This is a genomic window from Pseudomonas sp. CC120222-01a, from assembly GCF_003097235.1.
GTDB lineage: Bacteria > Pseudomonadota > Gammaproteobacteria > Pseudomonadales > Pseudomonadaceae > Aquipseudomonas.
This window is the reverse complement of the sequence record NZ_QEQQ01000006.1, coordinates 256,629-275,461: the sequence shown is the minus strand read 5'-3', so window position 1 is coordinate 275,461 and position 18,833 is coordinate 256,629. Positions and strand designations below refer to the sequence as shown.

Below are 18,833 nucleotides of genomic sequence, written 5' to 3'. Positions count from 1 at the left end.
ACACCAGAGATGATTGCGCAAGAACTTTGGGGCGTGCTGCTGGGCTACAACCTGCTGCGCTATCAGATGGTTCAGATGTCGAGGCAGTGCCCAGGTGTTTATCCCTGCGAAATGAGTTTTACCGCCTGCAGCTGGGCAATCTTGGGCTTGCTGCATGGCACATCACTGAATCATCCCGGCAACCTGCCAGGATTTCTGGCGGACTTGCAGGCATCAGCAGCGCAGTATGCCCTACCTCATCGGCGACCTGATCGTTGGTTCCCCAGAGCAGTGAAGCAACGACCAGCAAAATACCCGACCCGAAAATGAAAATGCCAGTCAGCTTAACTGACTGGCATTAGCCTTCGGGCTGGTTTTTTTATGCCTGCGAGAATCTGGGGCTGCAAAGCAGCCCCAAGATATTGAAGAAAAAGAAATTTTCGGACGACTGGCAAGTTTCCAAACCACCCTGTAAAGAAATTTATACGCACCTACGCGAATTCAGCCTGCAATTCGGATTTTTCCTCTTCGTGTAAACAGAACTTGCCACGCCACCCACCGCAAAGCCCTTGCCTCCATCCCGCCCAGTCTTGCCCAAACCCCCGTACCACGGTGATATAGCGCTCATTGCCGTGTGCAAAAGCCCGTCCGCAGAGCCGGGCCAACAGAACAACAAATGGAGGCGCCATGTACGCCGATCACTTCGCCTTTTCAGGCTCCTACCACAGGATCGCTGCGTTTTTTCCCGAGGAAACGATGCAACGCGTTGACGCCTGCGCGTTTGCAGGGGTATACAGTGCGCCGCGTTTTACCTGTGACCCTCTTGCGTACCGCGCACTCTTGCCCACACCTGGCTGATCCGCCCCGGCGGCATCCGTTGGCAAGAAACCCAAGGTAACCACCTTGCCCATTCCGCTGCGCCACGAGCGCGGTGGGTCCGATTCCGTCACAGATAAAAACAATGCAGGTGACTTCGTTCATGAGTGGACAAAACATGCATTCAGGCGAGCTCAAGCGGGGCCTGAAGAACCGCCACATCCAGTTGATTGCCCTCGGCGGCGCAATTGGTACCGGCCTGTTCCTCGGCTCGGCAGGCGTGATGAAATCCGCCGGCCCGTCGATGATCCTCGGTTACGCCATCTGCGGCTTCATCGCCTTCATGATCATGCGCCAGCTCGGCGAGATGATCGTCGAAGAGCCGGTGGCCGGCTCGTTCAGCCACTTCGCACACACCTACTGGGGCGGCTTCGCCGGTTTCCTGTCGGGCTGGAACTGCTGGGTGCTGTACATCCTGGTGGGCATGTCGGAGCTGTCGGCGGTAGGCAAGTATGTTCACTACTGGTGGCCAGAGATCCCGACCTGGGTCACGGCGGCAGCGTTCTTCGTGCTGATCAATGCCATCAACCTGATGAACGTGAAGTTCTTCGGTGAGGCGGAGTTTTGGTTCGCCATCATCAAGGTCGTGGCCATCGTCAGCATGATCGGCCTGGGCGCCTACTTGCTGACCAGCGGCAACGGCGGTCCGGACGCGTCGGTGAGCAACCTGTGGAGCCATGGTGGCTTCTTCCCGCATGGGGTTAGCGGCCTGGTGATGGCCCTGGCGTTCATCATGTTCTCATTCGGTGGCCTGGAAATGCTCGGCTTCACCGCTGCCGAGGCCGACAAGCCGAAGACCGTGATCCCGAAGGCGATCAACCAGGTCATCTACCGCATCCTGATCTTCTATGTCGGTGCCCTGATCGTGCTGCTGTCGCTGACCCCATGGGACAACCTGGTCGCCAGCATCGACGCGTCCGGCGGCAGCTACGGCAGCAGCCCGTTCGTCCAGGTGTTCTCGCTGCTGGGCAGCGACGTAGCCGCCAACCTGCTGAACTTCGTGGTCCTGACGGCAGCGCTTTCGGTGTACAACAGTGGCACCTACTGCAACGCCCGCATGCTGCTGGGCATGGCCGAGCAAGGTGATGCCCCGGCCTCGCTGGCCAAGGTCGACAAGCGCGGCGTGCCGGTGCGTTCGATCCTGGTGTCGGCGGCCGTGACCCTGATCGCAGTGCTGCTCAACTACCTGATGCCACAGAATGCGCTGGAGCTGCTGATGTCGCTGGTGGTCGCGACCCTGGTGATCAACTGGGCGATGATCAGCTACTCGCACCTGAAGTTCCGCCAGCACCTTGACCGTGTTGGCCAGAAGCCGCTGTTCAAGGCGCTGTGGTACCCGTACGGCAACTATGTGGTGCTGGCCTTCGTGGTGCTGATCCTGGGCATCATGCTGATGATTCCGGGCATCCAGGTGTCGGTGTACGCGATCCCGGTGTGGCTGGCGGCGATGCTGCTGGCGTACCTGGCCAAGGGCCGTCGCCGGCCGCAGGCCAATGGCACTGCCGGTACCGTGGCCAAGTAAATCTTTGGCTGCTTGAAGAAAACCCGATGTCAGGTGGCTGGCATCGGGTTTTTTGTTGTCTCTGCCGGCCTCTTCGCGGGCACGTCCGCTCCCACAGGGTCACCACAGTCCTGAGGTTTCGGGGTACCTGTGGGAGCGGGCGTGCCCGCGAAGAGGCCGGGACAGGTTTCAGATCTGTTCCAGCAACCAGCTGCGAAATGCCCTCAGTGAAGGCAGTGCCTCGTTCCTGGGCGGATAGATCAGGTAGTAACTGCGCTGGCTGGCAAACGCCGCCCCCGGGCTGAACAACTCACCCTTGGCCAATTCTTCCTCCACCAGGATCCTCGGCACCAGGCCGATGCCGATCCCGGCCCGCACCGCCTGAATCAGGTGCGAGGTCAGTTCGAAGCTCGGCCCCAGGCGCATCGCCCGGTGTGGCAGGCCGTGGTGGGAAAACCACTCGCCCCAGGCGTGCGGGTTGTTGGCCACGTTCAACAGTACCTCTTCACTGATCCGCGCCGGGCTCCAGCCTTGGGCGTCGCCACCCGCTTCAGGCGGCAGGATCACCACCAGTTCCTCGGCATGCAGCCGGTGGCAGATCAAGCCCGGCAGGTCATGGCTGGCAACGCCGATGGCGGCGTCGATCTCGCTGGTGTCGAAGTTGATCGCTTCGATGCGCGAATGAATATGCACCAGCATGCCCGGGTGGGCGCTGTAGAACGCATGCAGGCGCGGTAGCAACCACTTCGAGCCGAAGGTGGGCAGGGTGGCCAGGCGCAGGGTGCCGACCCCGGACTGGTAGGCCAGTGCCTGCAAGGTGGCGCTGCGGATGCGCCCCAGCGCTTCGCTGAGCTCGCGCTGGTACAGCCGGCCGACGTCGGTCAGCTGAACCTGGCGGCCCTCGCGGCGGAACAAGGTCAGGCCCAGTTGCTGCTCCAGCGCCTGCACCTGGCGGCTGACCGCGCTCTGGGTCAGCGACAGTTCGGCGGCGGCGCGGGTGTAGCTTTCATGCCGGGCGGCGGCCTCGAAAGCCAGCAGCAGCGACATGGACGGTGTCAGGTGGCGGTAATTCATTCATAAAAGTCATTGATAGCGGCAGGATTATCCGTTTGCCCCTGAAGCGAAACTACAGGAACATTGGCCTATACGTCATCCCTGCATGAAACCATGCATGCCGGAACGACAGGATTCCCGTGAATTAGCCCATATCAAGAGGCCATCCTTCGATGATCGCCCAGCTGTCGACCCTTGCGCCGAGCGCCAACTACCCCGAATTCCTCGAAGCCCTGCGCAACAGCGGCTTCCGTGGCCAGATCAGCGCCGACTACGGCACCCGTACGGTGCTGGCCACCGACAACTCGATCTACCAGCGCCTGCCTCAGGCGGCGGTGTTCCCGCTGGACGCCGACGACGTGGCGCGGGTCGCCACGCTGATGGGCGAGCCGCGCTTCCAGCAGGTCAAGCTGACCCCGCGTGGTGGCGGTACCGGCACCAACGGCCAGTCGCTGACTGACGGTATCGTCGTCGACCTGTCGCGGCACATGAACCAGATCCTCGAAATCAACGTCGAGGAGCGCTGGGTGCGGGTCCAGGCCGGTACCGTCAAAGACCAGCTCAACGCTGCGCTCAAGCCCCACGGGCTGTTCTTCGCACCTGAGTTGTCCACCTCCAACCGCGCCACCGTCGGCGGCATGATCAACACCGACGCCAGCGGCCAGGGCAGCTGCACCTACGGCAAGACCCGCGACCACGTGCTGGAGCTGCACAGCGTGCTGCTCGGCGGCGAGCGCCTGCACAGCCTGCCGATCGACGACGCCGCGCTGGCGCAGGCCTGCGCTGCGCCTGGCCGGGTCGGCGAGGTGTACCGCATGGCCCGGGAGATCCAGGAAACCCAGGCCGATCTGATCGAAAGCACGTTCCCCAAGCTCAACCGCTGCCTGACCGGCTATGACCTCGCGCACCTGCGCGACGAGCAGGGCCGATTCAACCTCAACAGCGTGCTGTGCGGCGCCGAGGGTTCGCTGGGCTATGTGGTCGAAGCCAAGCTCAATGTGCTGCCGATCCCGAAATACGCCGTGCTGGTCAACGTGCGCTACACCAGTTTCATGGACGCCCTGCGCGACGCCAACGCGCTGATGGCGCTCAAGCCGCTGTCGATCGAAACGGTCGACTCCAAGGTGCTGATGCTGGCGATGAAGGATATTGTCTGGCACAGCGTCGCCGAGTACTTCCCGGCCGACCCCGAGCGCCCGACCCTGGGCATCAACCTGGTGGAGTTCTGTGGCGACGAGCCGGCCGAGGTCAACGCCCGGGTCCAGGCCTTCATCGACCACCTGCAGAACGACACCAGCGTCGAGCGCCTGGGCCACACCCTGGCCGAAGGCGCCGAAGCGGTGACCCGCGTCTACACCATGCGCAAGCGTTCGGTGGGCCTGCTCGGCAACGTAGAAGGCGAGGTACGCCCGCAGCCGTTCGTTGAAGACACCGCCGTGCCGCCGGAGCAGCTGGCCGACTACATCGCCGACTTCCGCGCGCTGCTCGATGGCTACGGCCTCGCCTACGGCATGTTCGGCCACGTCGATGCCGGCGTGCTGCACGTGCGCCCGGCGCTGGACATGAAAGACCCGGCCCAGGCCGCACTGGTCAAACCGATCTCCGACGCCGTAGCGGCACTGACCAAGCGCTACGGCGGCCTGCTGTGGGGTGAGCACGGCAAGGGCCTGCGTTCGGAATACGTGCCGGAGTACTTCGGTGAACTGTACCCGGCGCTGCAGCGCCTGAAGGGCGCCTTCGACCCGCATAACCAGCTGAATCCGGGCAAGATCTGCACCCCGCCAGACAGCACCGAAGGCCTGACCCCGGTGGATGGCGTGACCCTGCGCGGCGACCTCGACCGCACCATCGACGAACGCGTGTGGCAGGATTTCCCCAGCGCCGTGCACTGCAACGGCAACGGCGCCTGCTACAACTACGACCCCAACGACGCCATGTGCCCGTCGTGGAAGGCCACCCGCGAACGCCAGCATTCGCCCAAGGGCCGTGCCTCGCTGATGCGCGAATGGCTGCGTCTGCAGGGCGAGGCCAACATCGACGTGCTGGCGGCGGCGCGCAACAAGGTGTCGTGGCTCAAGGGCCTGCCGGCGCGGCTGCGCAACAACCGCGCCCGCAACCAGGGCCAGGAAGACTTTTCCCACGAGGTGTACGACGCCATGGCCGGCTGCCTGGCGTGCAAGTCGTGCGCCGGGCAGTGCCCGATCAAGGTCAACGTGCCGGACTTCCGCTCGCGCTTCCTCGAGCTGTACCACGGCCGCTACCAGCGCCCGCTGCGTGACTACCTGATCGGCTCGCTGGAATTCACCATCCCGTACCTGGCCCATGCACCGGGCCTGTACAACGCAGTGATGGGCTCGAAGTGGGTCAGCAAGTTGCTGGCGGACAAGATCGGCATGGTCGACAGCCCGCTGATCAGCCGCTTCAACTTCCAGTCGACCCTGACCCGCTGCCGTGTCGGCGTGGCCAGCGTGCCAGCCCTGCGCGAGCTGACCCCGGCCCAGCGCGAGCGCAGCATCGTGCTGGTGCAAGATGCCTTCACCCGCTACTTCGAAACGCCGCTGCTGGCTGCGTTCATCGAACTGGCCCATCGCCTGGGCCACCGGGTGTTCCTGGCGCCGTACAGCGCCAACGGCAAGCCGCTGCACGTGCAGGGCTTCCTTGGTGCCTTCGCCAAGGCGGCGATTCGTAACGCGACCCAGCTCAAGGCTCTGGCTGACTGCGGCGTGCCGCTGGTGGGCCTGGACCCGGCGATGACTCTGGTCTACCGCCAGGAGTACCAGAAGGTGCCGGGCCTCGAAGAATGCCCGCAGGTGAAGCTGCCACAGGAGTGGTTGATGGATGTGCTGCCGGAGCAGGCGCCTACCGCGCCGGGCAACTTCCGCCTGATGGCGCACTGCACCGAGAAGACCAACGTGCCGGCCAGCACCAAACAGTGGGAGCAGGTGTTTGCCCGCCTGGGGCTGAAGCTGGTGACCGAGGCGACCGGCTGCTGCGGCATGTCCGGTACCTACGGGCATGAGGCGCGCAACCAGGAGACTTCGCGGACCATCTTCGAACAGTCTTGGGCGACCAAGCTGGACAAGGAAGGCGAAGCACTGGCCACCGGCTACTCGTGCCGCAGCCAGGTCAAGCGCATGACCGAGCGGCAGATGCGCCACCCGCTGGAAGTGGTGTTGCAGTACGCCAAGCGCTGACCTTCAGGGCCCTGGGGGCTGCTACGCAGCCCATTCGCGGGCTTGCCCGCGAAGAGGCCGGTACAGGCGCCCCTTTATTCGGATTCTTTGCGCCGGCTGTGAGCCTGCTTGTACAAGTACAAGCTCAATACCAGCCCACAGCAAGCCGCTGCCGCCGCAAACAGAAACATCGAAGCAAACCCGAACCCCGATGCCACCGCACCCACCAGCGGCCCGGTAATCCCCAGTGACAGATCGATGAACAGCGAATACGCCCCCACCGCCGCCCCGCGGTTGGCCGCCGACACCTGGTTCACCGCCTCCACGCCCAGCGCCGGGAACACCAGCGAGAAGCCGAAGCCACTCAGCGCGGCACCTGCCAACGCCAGCTCGGCATTCGGCGCCAGCCACAGCATCAGCAGCCCCAGTGTTTCCACCGACAGGCAAACGATTGCCACCCTGAACCCGCCAATCCGGTTGATCAGGTTGCCGAACAGCAGCCGCGCGCAGATGAAACTGGCGCCGAACAGGCTCAGGGTCAGCGCCGCATTGGCCCAGCCGCGGCTGGCGTAATACAGGGTGATGAAGGTGGCGATGGTGCCAAAGCCGATCGAGCCCAGGGCCAACCCCGAGCCATGCGGGAACACCTTGCCCAGCACCTGCATGAACGGCAGTCGCTTGCCGCTGACCACAGGCGCTGCGCGTTTCGGCCAGGCCAGCAGCAGGCCCAGGGCGCACAGCAGGATGATGCTCACTCCCATGCTCCACAGACCCAGGCCCTTGACCATCAGCACGCCCATTGGCGCACCGACGGCCAACGCGCCATAGCTGGCGATGCCGTTCCAGGAAATGACCTTGGCCGTGTGTTCGGCCCCGACCCGGCCGATACCCCAGCCGATCGAGCCGGAGCCTACCAGGCTCTCCGCGCTGCCCAGCACCAGGCGGCCGACCAGCAGGCAGCCCAGGCTGACCCAGGGCAGCTCGGTCAAGAAGGCGCAGGCGAGCATGAATACACCGCTCAGACCGCAACCGGCGAGGCCGATCATGACCGCTTTCTTGCTGCCGTGGTTATCGATGATGCGGCTGGCGGTAGGGCGGCTGAGCAGGGTGGCGAGGTACTGCACGCTGATCACCAGGCCGGCGATCACGGCGCTGAAGCCGAGGTCGTTGTGCACGTAGCCGGGCAACACGGCGAGGGGGATGCCGATGTTCAGGTAGCCGATGAAGGTGAAGAGGACGATGGATACGACTTGCAGGGTGACCGCAAGAGGGCGCGGTGAGTCGGGCATGGGGGTCTTCGTGGCAGAGGTTCGTGACGGTGTGAAAACGTGATGACGGGGGTAGCCCGCAGGTCAGCCGTTTTCACACAGTCGGAGGGATGCGCAGTTTATTCCTGGTCAGCGCTGGATTGGTCGTCACCATCCTGATCGACGGCAGGCGTCGGTTCAGCGTGGACGGTAACGGATGGCTCTTCTGGGTTCAGGCTTGGGAAGGGAAGATTCGGGATTTCATGCATCTCGTCGTTCCTCGCAAGTGTGAGTGAAAAGTCTGCGCCAGGCGCGTTCGAAGCTTCGTAAAGCTGGGGCAGGATACACAAGTCTGGATGACAGTTTGTAACTTTTCCCGGTCGCTTGTCGGTTTTGCGGGCGGATACCGGACAGATTTCGGCCAGATTGCAGGCAAAAAAACAGGGCCCTGAGGCCCTGTTCGTGGTGTTTACTTACGGCCTTCAGCCGTCTCGGCGACCTTGTCGGTGCGGGCGCACATGATGAAGTCATTGCGGTGCAGGCCTTTGATCGAGTGGCTCCACCAGGTCACGGTGACCTTGCCCCATTCGGTCGTCAGGCCAGGGTGGTGGCCTTCGGCTTCGGCGATCTCGCCCACCGCATTGGTGAACGCCAGGGCGTGCTTGAAGTTCTTGAACAGGAACACGCGCTCCAGTTCCATGTGGCCGTCGCGGACTTCGATGTTCCAGTCCGGGATCTCGCGGATCAGTACCGCCAGCTCTTCATCGGTGACCTTGGGTGCGTCAGCGCGGCAGGCTTCGCAGTGGGCTTGGTTCAAGGCATTCATGGGTGTGTTTTCCGCTTCGAGTTGTTATCGGCAAGGCGCTCAGGCAGCGACCTTGGGTGGAAATTTCGGTGCGTGCAGCCCCAGCTGCATGGCTTGCTGGACCATGGCCATGATGTCTTCATGGGCCAGGTCGAACAGGCGCTTCATGTTCGGCAGTACGAAGTACAGCGGCTGCAGGATGTCGATACGGTAAGGCGTGCGCATGCACTCGATCGGGTCGAAGGCCTGGTGCTCAGGCTCGCCAGAAAGACTGTAGACGGTCTCTTTCGGCGAGGAGAGGATGCCGCCGCCATAGATCTTGCGGCCCTGCGCGGTCTCCATCAGGCCGAATTCGATGGTCATCCAGTACAGGCGCGCCAGGTATACGCGTTGTTCCTTGGTCGCGGCCAGGCCGAGCTTGCCGTAGGTGTGGGTGAATTCGGCGAAGAACGGGTTGGTCAGCAGCGGGCAGTGGCCGAAGATCTCGTGGAAGATGTCCGGTTCCTGCAGGTAGTCCAGTTCTTCCGGGGTGCGGATGAAGGTGGCGACCGGGAAGCGCTTGCTGGCCAGCAGCTCGAAGAAGGTCTGGAAGGGGATCAGCGCCGGCACGCGGGCAACCTGCCAGCCAGTGGTGGCGCCCAGCACCTTGTTGACTTCGCCCAGCTGCGGAATGCGGTCATGGGGCAGCTTGAGCTGGTCGATGCCGTCCAGGTACTCCTGGCACGCGCGGCCTTCGATGACTTTCAGCTGGCGCGTGATCAGGGTGTTCCATACCGCATGCTCTTGCTGCGGGTAATCGATAAAACCGTGCGCATCGGGCTCGCGTGCCACGTATTGCGTCTGTTTCATGTGGCTCTCCTGGTGAGGGCTTTCTTGTTATGTCCACGACATGACTTAGGAATATCCCTTCATCAGACGATTTGCACGGGGGCAGACCCTGCTGGCGGGTACGCTTTGATCTTTCCTGCGTAACGATAATTTTACAAAATGCCCGGCATGCCGGAAAATCCGGGTCATCAAGCTGCCTTTTATGGGGTTTTTGTCAGCTTATCTTTACGACTTTTCCGTGCGAGGTTGAAAAACTTCGCCACTTCGAGAGCATTCATGCGTATCAAAGTGCATTGCCAGAACCGCATCGGCATCCTTCGCGACATCCTCAACCTGCTGGTGGAATACGGCATCAACGTGCTGCGCGGCGAGGTGGGGGGCGACCATGGCAATGCCATCTACCTGCACTGCCCGAACCTGATCAACCTGCAGTTCCAGGCCTTGCGGCCCAAGTTCGAGTCGATTGCCGGGGTATTCGGGGTCAAGCGCGTCGGCCTGATGCCCAGCGAGCGACGGCACATGGAGCTCAATGCGTTGCTCGGTGCGCTGGACTTCCCGGTGTTGTCGATCGACATGGGTGGCAGCATCGTCGCCGCCAACCGCACGGCGGCGCAGCTGCTCGGGGTGCGCGTCGACGAAGTGCCGGGCATGCCGCTGGCGCGCTATGTCGAGGATTTCGACCTGCCTGAACTGGTACGTGCCAACAAGTCGCGCATCAATGGGCTGCGGATCAAGGTCAAGGGCGATGTGTTCCTGGCCGATATCGCGCCGCTGCAGTCCGAGCACGATGACAGCGAGGCCCTGGCCGGTGCCGTGTTGACCCTGCACCGCGCCGACCGCATCGGTGAGCGCATCTATAACGTGCGCAAGCAGGAGCTGCGCGGTTTCGACAGCATCTTCCAGAGTTCGCGGGTGATGGCGGCGGTGGTGCGTGAGGCGCGGCGCATGGCGCCGCTGGATGCGCCGTTGCTGATCGAAGGCGAGACCGGTACCGGCAAGGAATTGCTGGCCCGCGCCTGCCACCTGGCCAGCCCGCGTGGCCAGGCGCCGTTGATGGCGCTCAATTGTGCCGGCCTGCCAGAGTCGATGGCCGAAACCGAGTTGTTCGGTTATGGCCCCGGGGCTTTCGAGGGGGCGCGTGCCGAGGGCAAGCTGGGGCTGCTGGAGTTGACCGCCGGCGGTACCTTGTTCCTCGATGGCGTGGGGGAGATGAGCCCGCGCTTGCAGGTCAAGCTGCTGCGCTTCTTGCAGGATGGCTGCTTCCGCCGTGTCGGCAGCGACGAAGAAGTGTATCTGGATGTGCGTGTGATCTGTGCCACCCAGGTTGACTTGTCCGAGCTGTGCGCCCGTGGCGAGTTCCGCCAGGACCTGTATCACCGGCTCAACGTGCTGTCGCTGCACATTCCGCCGCTACGCGAGTGCATGGACGGGCTGGAAGGCCTGGTGCAGCACTTTCTCGACCAGGCCAGCCGGCAGATCGGCTGCGCCATGCCGCGCCTGGCGCCGGTGGCCATGGATAAGCTCAGCCAGTATCACTGGCCGGGTAACGTGCGGCAGTTGGAGAACGTGTTGTTCCAGGCGGTTTCGCTATGCGAGGGCGGGGTGGTGAAAGGGGAGCATATTCGCTTGCCGGATTATGGCGTGCGGCAACCGTTGGGCGAGTTTTCGCTGGACGGGGATCTTGCGCAGATTGTTGGACGATTTGAAAAGGCGGTACTGGAAAGTCTGATGGGCGAGTTTCCAAGTAGCCGGGCACTGGGTAAACGGCTGGGGGTTTCCCATACGACGATTGCCAACAAGTTGCGGGATTATTCCCTGGGCAAGTCGGCAGATTAAATAACGGTTATTTAGTTTCCCGTTAACTTTCACGGCGGCGCGGAAGTTGCGTGCGGGCAAAACGCGAACGGGGCCCACAAGGGCCCCGATTCAAGGTATCAGCCGTTGGAGCAGCCGTTCCCCATCACGCGGTATTCGAGAATGTGCTTCTGGCCCTTGGAGTCCTCGTAGGTCATGCGGGCGGGCACGACTTCACACACGTTGGGCACTTCGCTCATGGAGATGACGCGGGCAATGTCCAGGTGCTGCGAGTAACTGTACTGTTCAACCGGGATCTGCTCGACATTGTTTGCTTCGCCGGCCATCGCCGCGCCGCAAAGACCGCCAAGTACCAATACCAGTAAAGCTTTCATTTTCATTTTACCTGTCTAAGGTCGTGAGGGGGCGCGCGGCGCTTGTGGCGCCGCGAGTACTGCCAAAGTTCAACTATCAAAATTAGAGGGGGATTAACTGATTGCCTTCGTGGGGGCTGTTTCCAGTAGTTAATCGCCTTGCCGTTGCTGGCGAGGTGAATCTTATGCCTGGGCAACTAAGGGAAACAGATGGCGTTTTGATAAAGTTTTTTTGCCTTTTTCCAGAATCTGTAACAATCCCCCGGCAGGCGCTATCGCATTTTTCCCTGGCCGGGCCGGCGGCTGCGGGCTAGAGCCTTCCGCGCTGTTCGCATGAAGATTTTCCCGTCGCGCTACTACCATCGTCGTATGGTTTTTCCCGCTCTGGTACAGTTACAAACGATTCCATACAAAAACAACTATTACACCGAGGTAACACAGATGAGTGCGGCTCCACTGTATCCCGTTCGTCCCGAGGTTGCGGCCACTACCCTGACCGACGAGGCCACCTACAAGGCCATGTACCAGCAATCGGTGATCAACCCGGACGGCTTCTGGCGTGAGCAGGCCCAGCGTCTGGACTGGATCAAGCCCTTCACCAAGGTCAAGCAGACCTCGTTCGACGACCACCATGTCGATATCAAGTGGTTCGCCGACGGCACTCTGAACGTTTCCTCCAACTGCCTGGACCGCCACCTTGAAGAGCGCGGCGACCAGCTGGCAATCATCTGGGAGGGCGATGACCCTTCCGAACACCGCAACATCACCTACCGCGAACTGCACGAGCAGGTCTGCAAGTTCGCCAACGCCCTGCGCGGCCAGGACGTGCACCGTGGCGATGTGGTGACCATCTACATGCCGATGATCCCCGAGGCCGTGGTGGCCATGCTGGCGTGCGCTCGCATCGGCGCCATCCACTCGGTGGTGTTTGGCGGCTTCTCGCCGGAAGCGCTGGCTGGCCGCATCATCGACTGCAAGTCCAAGGTGGTGATCACTGCCGACGAAGGCCTGCGCGGCGGCCGTCGTACCCCGCTCAAGGCCAACGTCGACCTGGCGCTGACCAACCCGGAAACCAGCAGCGTGCAGAAGATCATCGTGTGCAAGCGCACCGGTGGCGACATCGCCTGGCACCAGCACCGCGACATCTGGTTCGAAGACCTGATGAAAGTGGCCTCCAGCCACTGTGCACCGAAGGAAATGGGCGCCGAAGAGCCGCTGTTCATCCTTTACACCTCCGGCTCCACCGGCAAGCCCAAGGGTGTGCTGCACACCACCGGGGGTTACCTGGTGTATGCCGCGCTGACCCATGAGCGCGTGTTCGACTACCGCCCGGGCGAAGTCTACTGGTGCACCGCTGACGTCGGCTGGGTCACTGGCCACAGCTACATCGTCTACGGCCCGCTGGCCAACGGCGCCACCACGCTGCTGTTCGAAGGCGTGCCGAACTACCCGGACATCACCCGCGTGTCGAAGATCGTCGACAAGCACAAGGTCAACATCCTCTACACCGCCCCGACCGCGATCCGCGCCATGATGGCCGAAGGGCAGGCGGCCGTTGCCGGCGCCGACGGTTCCAGCCTGCGCCTGCTGGGCTCGGTGGGCGAGCCGATCAACCCCGAGGCCTGGAACTGGTACTACAAGACCGTGGGCAAGGAGCGTTGCCCGATCGTCGACACCTGGTGGCAGACCGAGACCGGTGGCGTGCTGATCAGCCCGCTGCCGGGCGCCACGGCGCTCAAGCCAGGCTCGGCGACCCGTCCGTTCTTCGGGGTGGTGCCGGCGTTGGTGGACAACCTGGGCAACCTGATCGAAGGCGCTGCCGAAGGCAACCTGGTGATCCTTGACTCCTGGCCGGGCCAGTCGCGTTCGCTGTACGGCGACCACGACCGCTTCGTCGACACCTACTTCAAGACCTTCCGCGGCATGTACTTCACCGGCGACGGCGCGCGCCGTGACGAGGATGGCTACTACTGGATCACCGGCCGCGTGGACGACGTGCTCAACGTGTCCGGTCACCGCATGGGCACCGCCGAGATCGAAAGCGCCATGGTCGCCCACGCCAAGGTGGCCGAGGCTGCGGTGGTCGGTGTGCCGCACGACATCAAAGGGCAGGGCATCTATGTCTATGTCACCCTCAATGCCGGTATCGAACCGAGCGAGCAGCTGCGCCTGGAACTGAAGAACTGGGTGCGCAAGGAGATCGGCCCGATTGCCTCGCCGGATGTGATCCAGTGGGCGCCGGGGCTGCCGAAGACCCGCTCGGGCAAGATCATGCGGCGTATCCTGCGCAAGATCGCCACGGCCGAATACGATGCCCTGGGTGACATCTCGACCCTGGCTGACCCAGGCGTGGTGCAACACCTGATCGATACCCACAAGGCAATGAGCCTGGCTTCGGCCTGATAAGCCCGATTTAACGATAATGCAAACCCCGCCAGGGCGACCGGCGGGGTTTTTGCTTTACTGTTACCCGACAATCATCGGTAACTCTTCTGTCACCGATTTCGCACAAGATCGGGGCGCACGGAAACAGATCCGGGCCATTTCGGTGCGCTCGCGTGGGCATTTTCAGCAAGGTGAAACGCTGCACTTGCCGTATTGCAAGGGTTTGCCAATAATAGGCCCGGTAATTGCTTGATCCACAGGTTATTTCTCTTGAGCTCTTGCATGATTTGCAAAAGCTGTCAACATCGCCCGCCGCGATTTCAAGCGCTTCTGTAAGTAGTTGTCGCTTTGAAGAAATATCGACTACCGGGCTGTCGTTAAAATGCCACTCACTCGCTCGTGGTCTGCGACCTTGGTCGAAACCTGCGCGGCTCGCGTTGTACCCATTCGCATATCGGGCAGCTGTTACCCCCTGCCTCGTATTGCCCCGTACCGATGGAGTTACCTGATGAAGAAGCTCGCACTGCTTGGCGCCCTGGCGCTTTCCGTGTTTTCCCTGGTATCGCAGGCCGATGAAAAACCGTTGAAGATCGGCATCGAAGCCGCCTACCCACCGTTCGCCTTCAAGCAGCCGGACGGCAGCATCGCCGGTTTCGACTACGACATCGGCAACGCCCTGTGTGAAGAGATGAAGGCCAAGTGCACCTGGGTCGAGCAAGAGTTCGACGGCCTGATCCCGGCACTGAAAGTGCGCAAGATCGACGCCATCCTGTCGTCCATGTCGATCACCGATGATCGCAAGAAGTCGGTCGACTTCACCAAGCGCTACTACCTGACCCCGGCGCGCCTGGTCATGAAGGACGGCACCACCGTCAGCGACAGCCTCGACGAACTCAAGGGCAAGAAGATCGGCGTGCAGCGCGGCTCGATCCACGACCGCTTCGCCAAGGAAGTGTTGGCTCCGAAGGGCGCCACTGTCGTGCCTTACGGCACCCAGAACGAAATCTACCTGGACGTCGCTGCCGGTCGCCTGGACGGTACCGTGGCCGACGCCACCCTGCTCGAAGACGGCTTCCTGAAAACCGACGCCGGCAAGGGCTTTGCCTTCGTCGGCCCATCGTTCACCGACGTGAAGTACTTCGGTGACGGCGTCGGCATCGCCGTGCGCAAGGGCGACGACGCCAACCGCGAGCGCATCAACAAGGCCATCGACGCCATCCGCGCCAACGGCAAGTACAAAGAAATCGAGAAGAAGTACTTCAACTTCGACATCTACGGTCCAGACTCGAACTAAGACGTCGGGTTTCACCTGTGCAATGGTGCAAACAGCAGAGGCTCTGAGGTTTGCACCATTTTTCATTCCCAAGCCCTGAGGAATCCCAATCATGTTGAAAGGCTATGGGGCAGTCATCCTCGACGGGGCGTGGCTGACGCTACAGCTCGCCCTGTCGTCGATGGCCCTGGCCATCGTCCTCGGCCTGATCGGCGTGGCGCTGCGTTTGTCGCCGGTGCGCTGGCTGGCCTGGCTGGGGGATCTGTATTCCACGGTGATCCGTGGCATCCCCGACCTGGTCCTGATCCTGCTGATCTTCTACGGCGGCCAGGACATCATCAACCGGGTGGCACCGCTGCTCGGCTATGACGACTACATCGACCTGAATCCGCTGGTAGCCGGTATCGGCACGCTGGGCTTCATTTTCGGTGCGTACCTGTCGGAAACCTTCCGTGGTGCGTTCCTCGGTATCCCCAAGGGCCAGGCCGAAGCCGGCGTGGCCTATGGCATGAGCGCGCGCCAGGTGTTCTTCCGCATCCAGGTGCCGCAGATGATCCGCCTGGCCATCCCGGGCTTCACCAACAACTGGCTGGTGTTGACCAAGGCCACCGCGCTGATTTCGGTGGTCGGCCTGCAGGACATGATGTTCAAGGCCAAGCAGGCGGCCGACGCCACCCGCGAGCCTTTCACCTTCTTCCTGGCCGTGGCCGCGCTGTACCTGGTGATCACCAGTATTTCGCTGCTGGCGCTGAAGTATCTGGAGCGCCGCTACTCGGTAGGCGTCAAGGTGGCTGAACTATGATTTTCGACTACAACGTCGTCTGGGAAGCCATGCCGCTGTACCTCGGCGGCCTGCTGACCACCCTCAAGCTGCTGGCGCTGTCGCTGCTGTTCGGCCTGCTGGCGGCGATTCCGCTGGGCCTGATGCGCGTCTCCAAGCAGCCGCTGGTGAACATGGGCGCCTGGCTGTACACCTACGTGATCCGCGGCACGCCAATGCTGGTGCAGCTGTTCCTGATCTACTACGGCCTGGCCCAGTTCGAGGCGGTGCGCGAGAGCATCTTCTGGCCGTGGCTGTCCAGCGCGACCTTCTGCGCCTGCCTGGCCTTCGCCATCAATACCAGCGCCTACACCGCGGAAATCATCGCCGGCAGCCTCAAGGCCACGCCCCATGGCGAGATCGAAGCGGCCAAGGCCATGGGCATGTCGCGCATGAAGATGTACCGCCGCATCCTGCTGCCATCGGCCCTGCGCCGGGCACTGCCGCAGTACAGCAACGAAGTGATCATGATGCTGCAGACCACCAGCCTGGCGTCGATCGTCACCCTGATCGACATCACCGGTGCCGCACGCACGGTCAATGCCCAGTACTACCTGCCTTTCGAGGCCTACATCACGGCGGGCGTGTTCTACCTGTGCCTGACCTTCATCCTCGTGCGCCTGTTCAAGATGGCCGAACGCCGCTGGCTCGGCTACCTGGCGCCGCGCAAGCACTGAACGCTCTGTGAGAACCGACAGCATGTACAAACTCGAAGTCCAAGACCTGCACAAGCGCTACGGCAGCCATGAAGTGCTCAAGGGCGTGTCCCTGGCGGCCAAGGCAGGCGACGTGATCAGCATCATCGGCTCCAGCGGTTCGGGCAAGTCGACCTTCCTGCGCTGCATCAACCTGCTCGAGCAGCCCCATGCAGGCAAGATCCTGCTCAACAACGAAGAACTCAAGCTGGTGCCTGGCAAGGATGGCGCGCTCAAGGCCTCCGACCCGCGCCAGCTGCAGCGTATGCGCTCGCGCCTGTCGATGGTGTTCCAGCATTTCAACCTGTGGTCGCACATGACTGCACTGGAGAACATCATCGAAGCCCCGGTGCACGTGCTGGGCATGAACAAGAAAGAAGCCCTGGAAAAGGCCGAGCACTACCTGGCCAAGGTGGGCGTGGCACATCGCAAGGATGCCTTCCCAGGGCATATGTCCGGTGGTGAGCAGCAGCGTGTGGCAATTGCCCGGGCCCTGGCCATGGAGCCAGAGGTCATGCTGTTCGACGAGCCGACCTCGGCGCTCGACCCGGAGCTGGTGGGCGATGTGCTCAAGGTCATGCAGGCGCTGGCCCAGGAAGGCCGGACCATGGTCGTGGTGACCCACGAAATGGGCTTTGCCCGTGAAGTGTCGAACCAGTTGGTGTTCCTGCACAAAGGCCTGGTCGAAGAAACCGGTTGCCCACGTGAAGTGCTGGCCAACCCGCAATCGGAGCGGCTCAAGCAGTTCCTCTCCGGCAGCCTGAAGTAAAAAGCTGCACCTTTGCACCAGAATAGGGCATGCTGCGCAGCGAGCGCAGCCTGACCCGGCGCCACAGACTCGAACGAACCCAGGTTTCGGACCGCACCCTATGACCACCCAGCGAATCGGTTTTCTCATCTGGCCAAGCACCAAGCCTTTGACCCTGGCGCTGGCGGAGGAAGTGTTGCTGGTGGCCCAGCGGGTGCATCCGGAGGTGGTCTACGAGACCGTCTTCCTCCAGGCGGAGCCTGCCGAGGAGGGCGCCTGGCGTTTGCCGGGCGAGCCGTGGAACGGGCGCCTGGAAGGTTGCCACAAGCTGTTCCTGCTGGCCGACGACTTGCCCCAGGCGGTGGGTTCGGCACTGTCGGCGGCGCTCAAGCAGCTGGCGCGCAGTGGTTGCATGATCGGCGGCCTGTCCGCCGGGGTGTACCCGCTGGCCATGCTTGGCTTGCTCGACGGTTATCGCGCTGCGGTGCATTGGCGCTGGCAGGATGACTTTGCCGAGCGTTTCCCCAAGGTGATCGCCACCAGCCACTTGTTCGACTGGGACCGTGACCGCCTGACCGCCTGTGGTGGCATGGCCGTTACCGACCTGCTGCTGGCGGTGCTGGCCCGCGATCATGGGGCCGAGCTGGCCGGGGCGGTGTCCGAGGAACTGGTGGTCGAGCGTATTCGCGAAGGTGGCGAGCGCCAGCGCATTCCATTGCAGAACCGCCTTGGCTCGAGCCATCCGAAGCTGACCCAGGCCGTGCTGCTGATGGAAGCGAACATCGAAGAGCCGCTGACCACAGACGAAATCGCCCAGCATGTCTGCGTGTCGCGCCGCCAGCTGGAGCGGATCTTCAAGCAGTACCTGAACCGCGTGCCGAGCCAGTACTACCTGGAGCTGCGGCTGAACAAGGCGCGGCAGATGCTGATGCAGACCAGCAAGTCGATCATCCAGATCGGCTTGTCCTGTGGCTTCTCCTCGGGGCCACATTTCTCCAGCGCCTATCGCAATTTCTTCGGCGCCACGCCGCGGGAAGATCGCAACCAGCGGCGTAGCAGCAGCCCGTTCGAATTGAGCTCGGCACCGGCCGAAAAAGGCTGAGTTTTCTACCGCCAGTGCCGGCCCTTTCGCGGGCATGCCCGCTCCCACAGGTACTGCACTAGCATCAAGCCCTGCACATACCCTGTGGGAGCGGGCGTGCCCGCGAAAGGGCCGGCACTGGCAGCATTCCTTCTTAATGTGAACACCCGTTCACCCAGCACCCTCTCTCCCGTACACTGC

The 18,833-nt window shown here is 62.5% G+C and carries 14 protein-coding genes and 1 pseudogene; 10 read left to right on the top strand and 5 right to left on the bottom strand.

Annotated elements, in window-relative coordinates; genetic code table 11:
- Nucleotides 1–309, top strand: a pseudogene (locus N430_RS11150) (IS4 family transposase); the annotation flags it as partial.
- 649 nt (nt 310–958) lie between these two features.
- Entirely contained in the window at nt 959–2,377 is a 1,419-nt protein-coding gene (locus N430_RS11145; protein ID WP_165837351.1) for an amino acid permease, read from the top strand.
- 168 nt (nt 2,378–2,545) lie between these two features.
- Here N430_RS11145 and N430_RS11140 read toward each other — a convergent pair whose 3' ends face one another.
- Nucleotides 2,546–3,430 carry a LysR substrate-binding domain-containing protein gene (locus N430_RS11140; protein WP_110636279.1) on the bottom strand — a complete coding sequence of 295 codons (885 nt, stop codon included), beginning with the start codon at nt 3,428–3,430 and terminating at the stop codon, nt 2,546–2,548.
- Nucleotides 3,431–3,582: 152 nt separating this feature from the next.
- Here N430_RS11140 and N430_RS11135 point away from each other — a divergent pair, with 152 nt between their 5' ends.
- Entirely contained in the window at nt 3,583–6,603 is a 3,021-nt protein-coding gene (locus tag N430_RS11135; RefSeq protein WP_110636284.1) for an FAD-binding and (Fe-S)-binding domain-containing protein, read from the top strand.
- 74 nt (nt 6,604–6,677) lie between these two features.
- Here the strand turns inward: N430_RS11135 and N430_RS11130 are convergent, their stop codons facing one another.
- From N430_RS11130 to phhA, 3 genes are all read right to left on the bottom strand, one after another.
- The gene (locus N430_RS11130; RefSeq protein ID WP_110636287.1) at nt 6,678–7,871 is read right to left on the bottom strand and encodes an MFS transporter; all 1,194 of its coding nucleotides are present in this window, start codon (nt 7,869–7,871) and stop codon (nt 6,678–6,680) included.
- 427 nt (nt 7,872–8,298) lie between these two features.
- Nucleotides 8,299–8,655 (bottom strand): 4a-hydroxytetrahydrobiopterin dehydratase, encoded by a 357-nt coding sequence (locus tag N430_RS11125; protein WP_110636290.1) that lies wholly within the window; start codon nt 8,653–8,655, stop codon nt 8,299–8,301.
- A gap of 39 nt (nt 8,656–8,694) precedes the next feature.
- Nucleotides 8,695–9,483 (bottom strand): phenylalanine 4-monooxygenase, encoded by a 789-nt coding sequence (gene phhA, locus N430_RS11120; RefSeq protein WP_110636292.1) that lies wholly within the window; start codon nt 9,481–9,483, stop codon nt 8,695–8,697.
- Nucleotides 9,484–9,738: 255 nt separating this feature from the next.
- Here phhA and N430_RS11110 point away from each other — a divergent pair, with 255 nt between their 5' ends.
- Nucleotides 9,739–11,298, top strand: coding sequence for a sigma-54-dependent transcriptional regulator (locus tag N430_RS11110; protein ID WP_110636295.1), 1,560 nt, complete (start codon nt 9,739–9,741; stop codon nt 11,296–11,298).
- A gap of 98 nt (nt 11,299–11,396) precedes the next feature.
- Here N430_RS11110 and N430_RS11105 read toward each other — a convergent pair whose 3' ends face one another.
- The gene (locus tag N430_RS11105; RefSeq protein ID WP_085675843.1) at nt 11,397–11,651 is read right to left on the bottom strand and encodes a DUF2790 domain-containing protein; all 255 of its coding nucleotides are present in this window, start codon (nt 11,649–11,651) and stop codon (nt 11,397–11,399) included.
- 420 nt (nt 11,652–12,071) lie between these two features.
- Between N430_RS11105 and acs the strand changes: the two genes are divergently transcribed.
- From acs to argR, 6 genes are all read left to right on the top strand, one after another.
- Nucleotides 12,072–14,033, top strand: a complete 1,962-nt coding sequence (acs, locus tag N430_RS11100) for an acetate--CoA ligase (RefSeq protein WP_110636298.1) — start codon at nt 12,072–12,074, stop codon at nt 14,031–14,033.
- 490 nt (nt 14,034–14,523) lie between these two features.
- On the top strand, nt 14,524–15,309 hold the full coding sequence (locus N430_RS11095) for an ABC transporter substrate-binding protein (protein ID WP_103446424.1): 786 nt from the start codon (nt 14,524–14,526) through the stop codon (nt 15,307–15,309).
- A 91-nt stretch (nt 15,310–15,400) separates the two neighbouring features.
- Complete coding sequence (locus tag N430_RS11090) at nt 15,401–16,090, top strand: ABC transporter permease (protein ID WP_027921088.1); 690 nt, start codon at nt 15,401–15,403, stop codon at nt 16,088–16,090.
- Complete coding sequence (locus N430_RS11085; protein WP_027921089.1) at nt 16,087–16,785, top strand: ABC transporter permease; 699 nt, start codon at nt 16,087–16,089, stop codon at nt 16,783–16,785. The genes N430_RS11090 and N430_RS11085 overlap by 4 nt, the downstream gene beginning before the upstream one ends.
- A gap of 22 nt (nt 16,786–16,807) precedes the next feature.
- Nucleotides 16,808–17,572 (top strand): ABC transporter ATP-binding protein, encoded by a 765-nt coding sequence (locus N430_RS11080; protein ID WP_103446425.1) that lies wholly within the window; start codon nt 16,808–16,810, stop codon nt 17,570–17,572.
- Between the two features lie 100 nt (nt 17,573–17,672).
- Nucleotides 17,673–18,653, top strand: a complete 981-nt coding sequence (gene argR, locus N430_RS11075) for a transcriptional regulator ArgR (RefSeq protein ID WP_110636301.1) — start codon at nt 17,673–17,675, stop codon at nt 18,651–18,653.
- Nucleotides 18,654–18,833 lie beyond the last annotated feature (180 nt).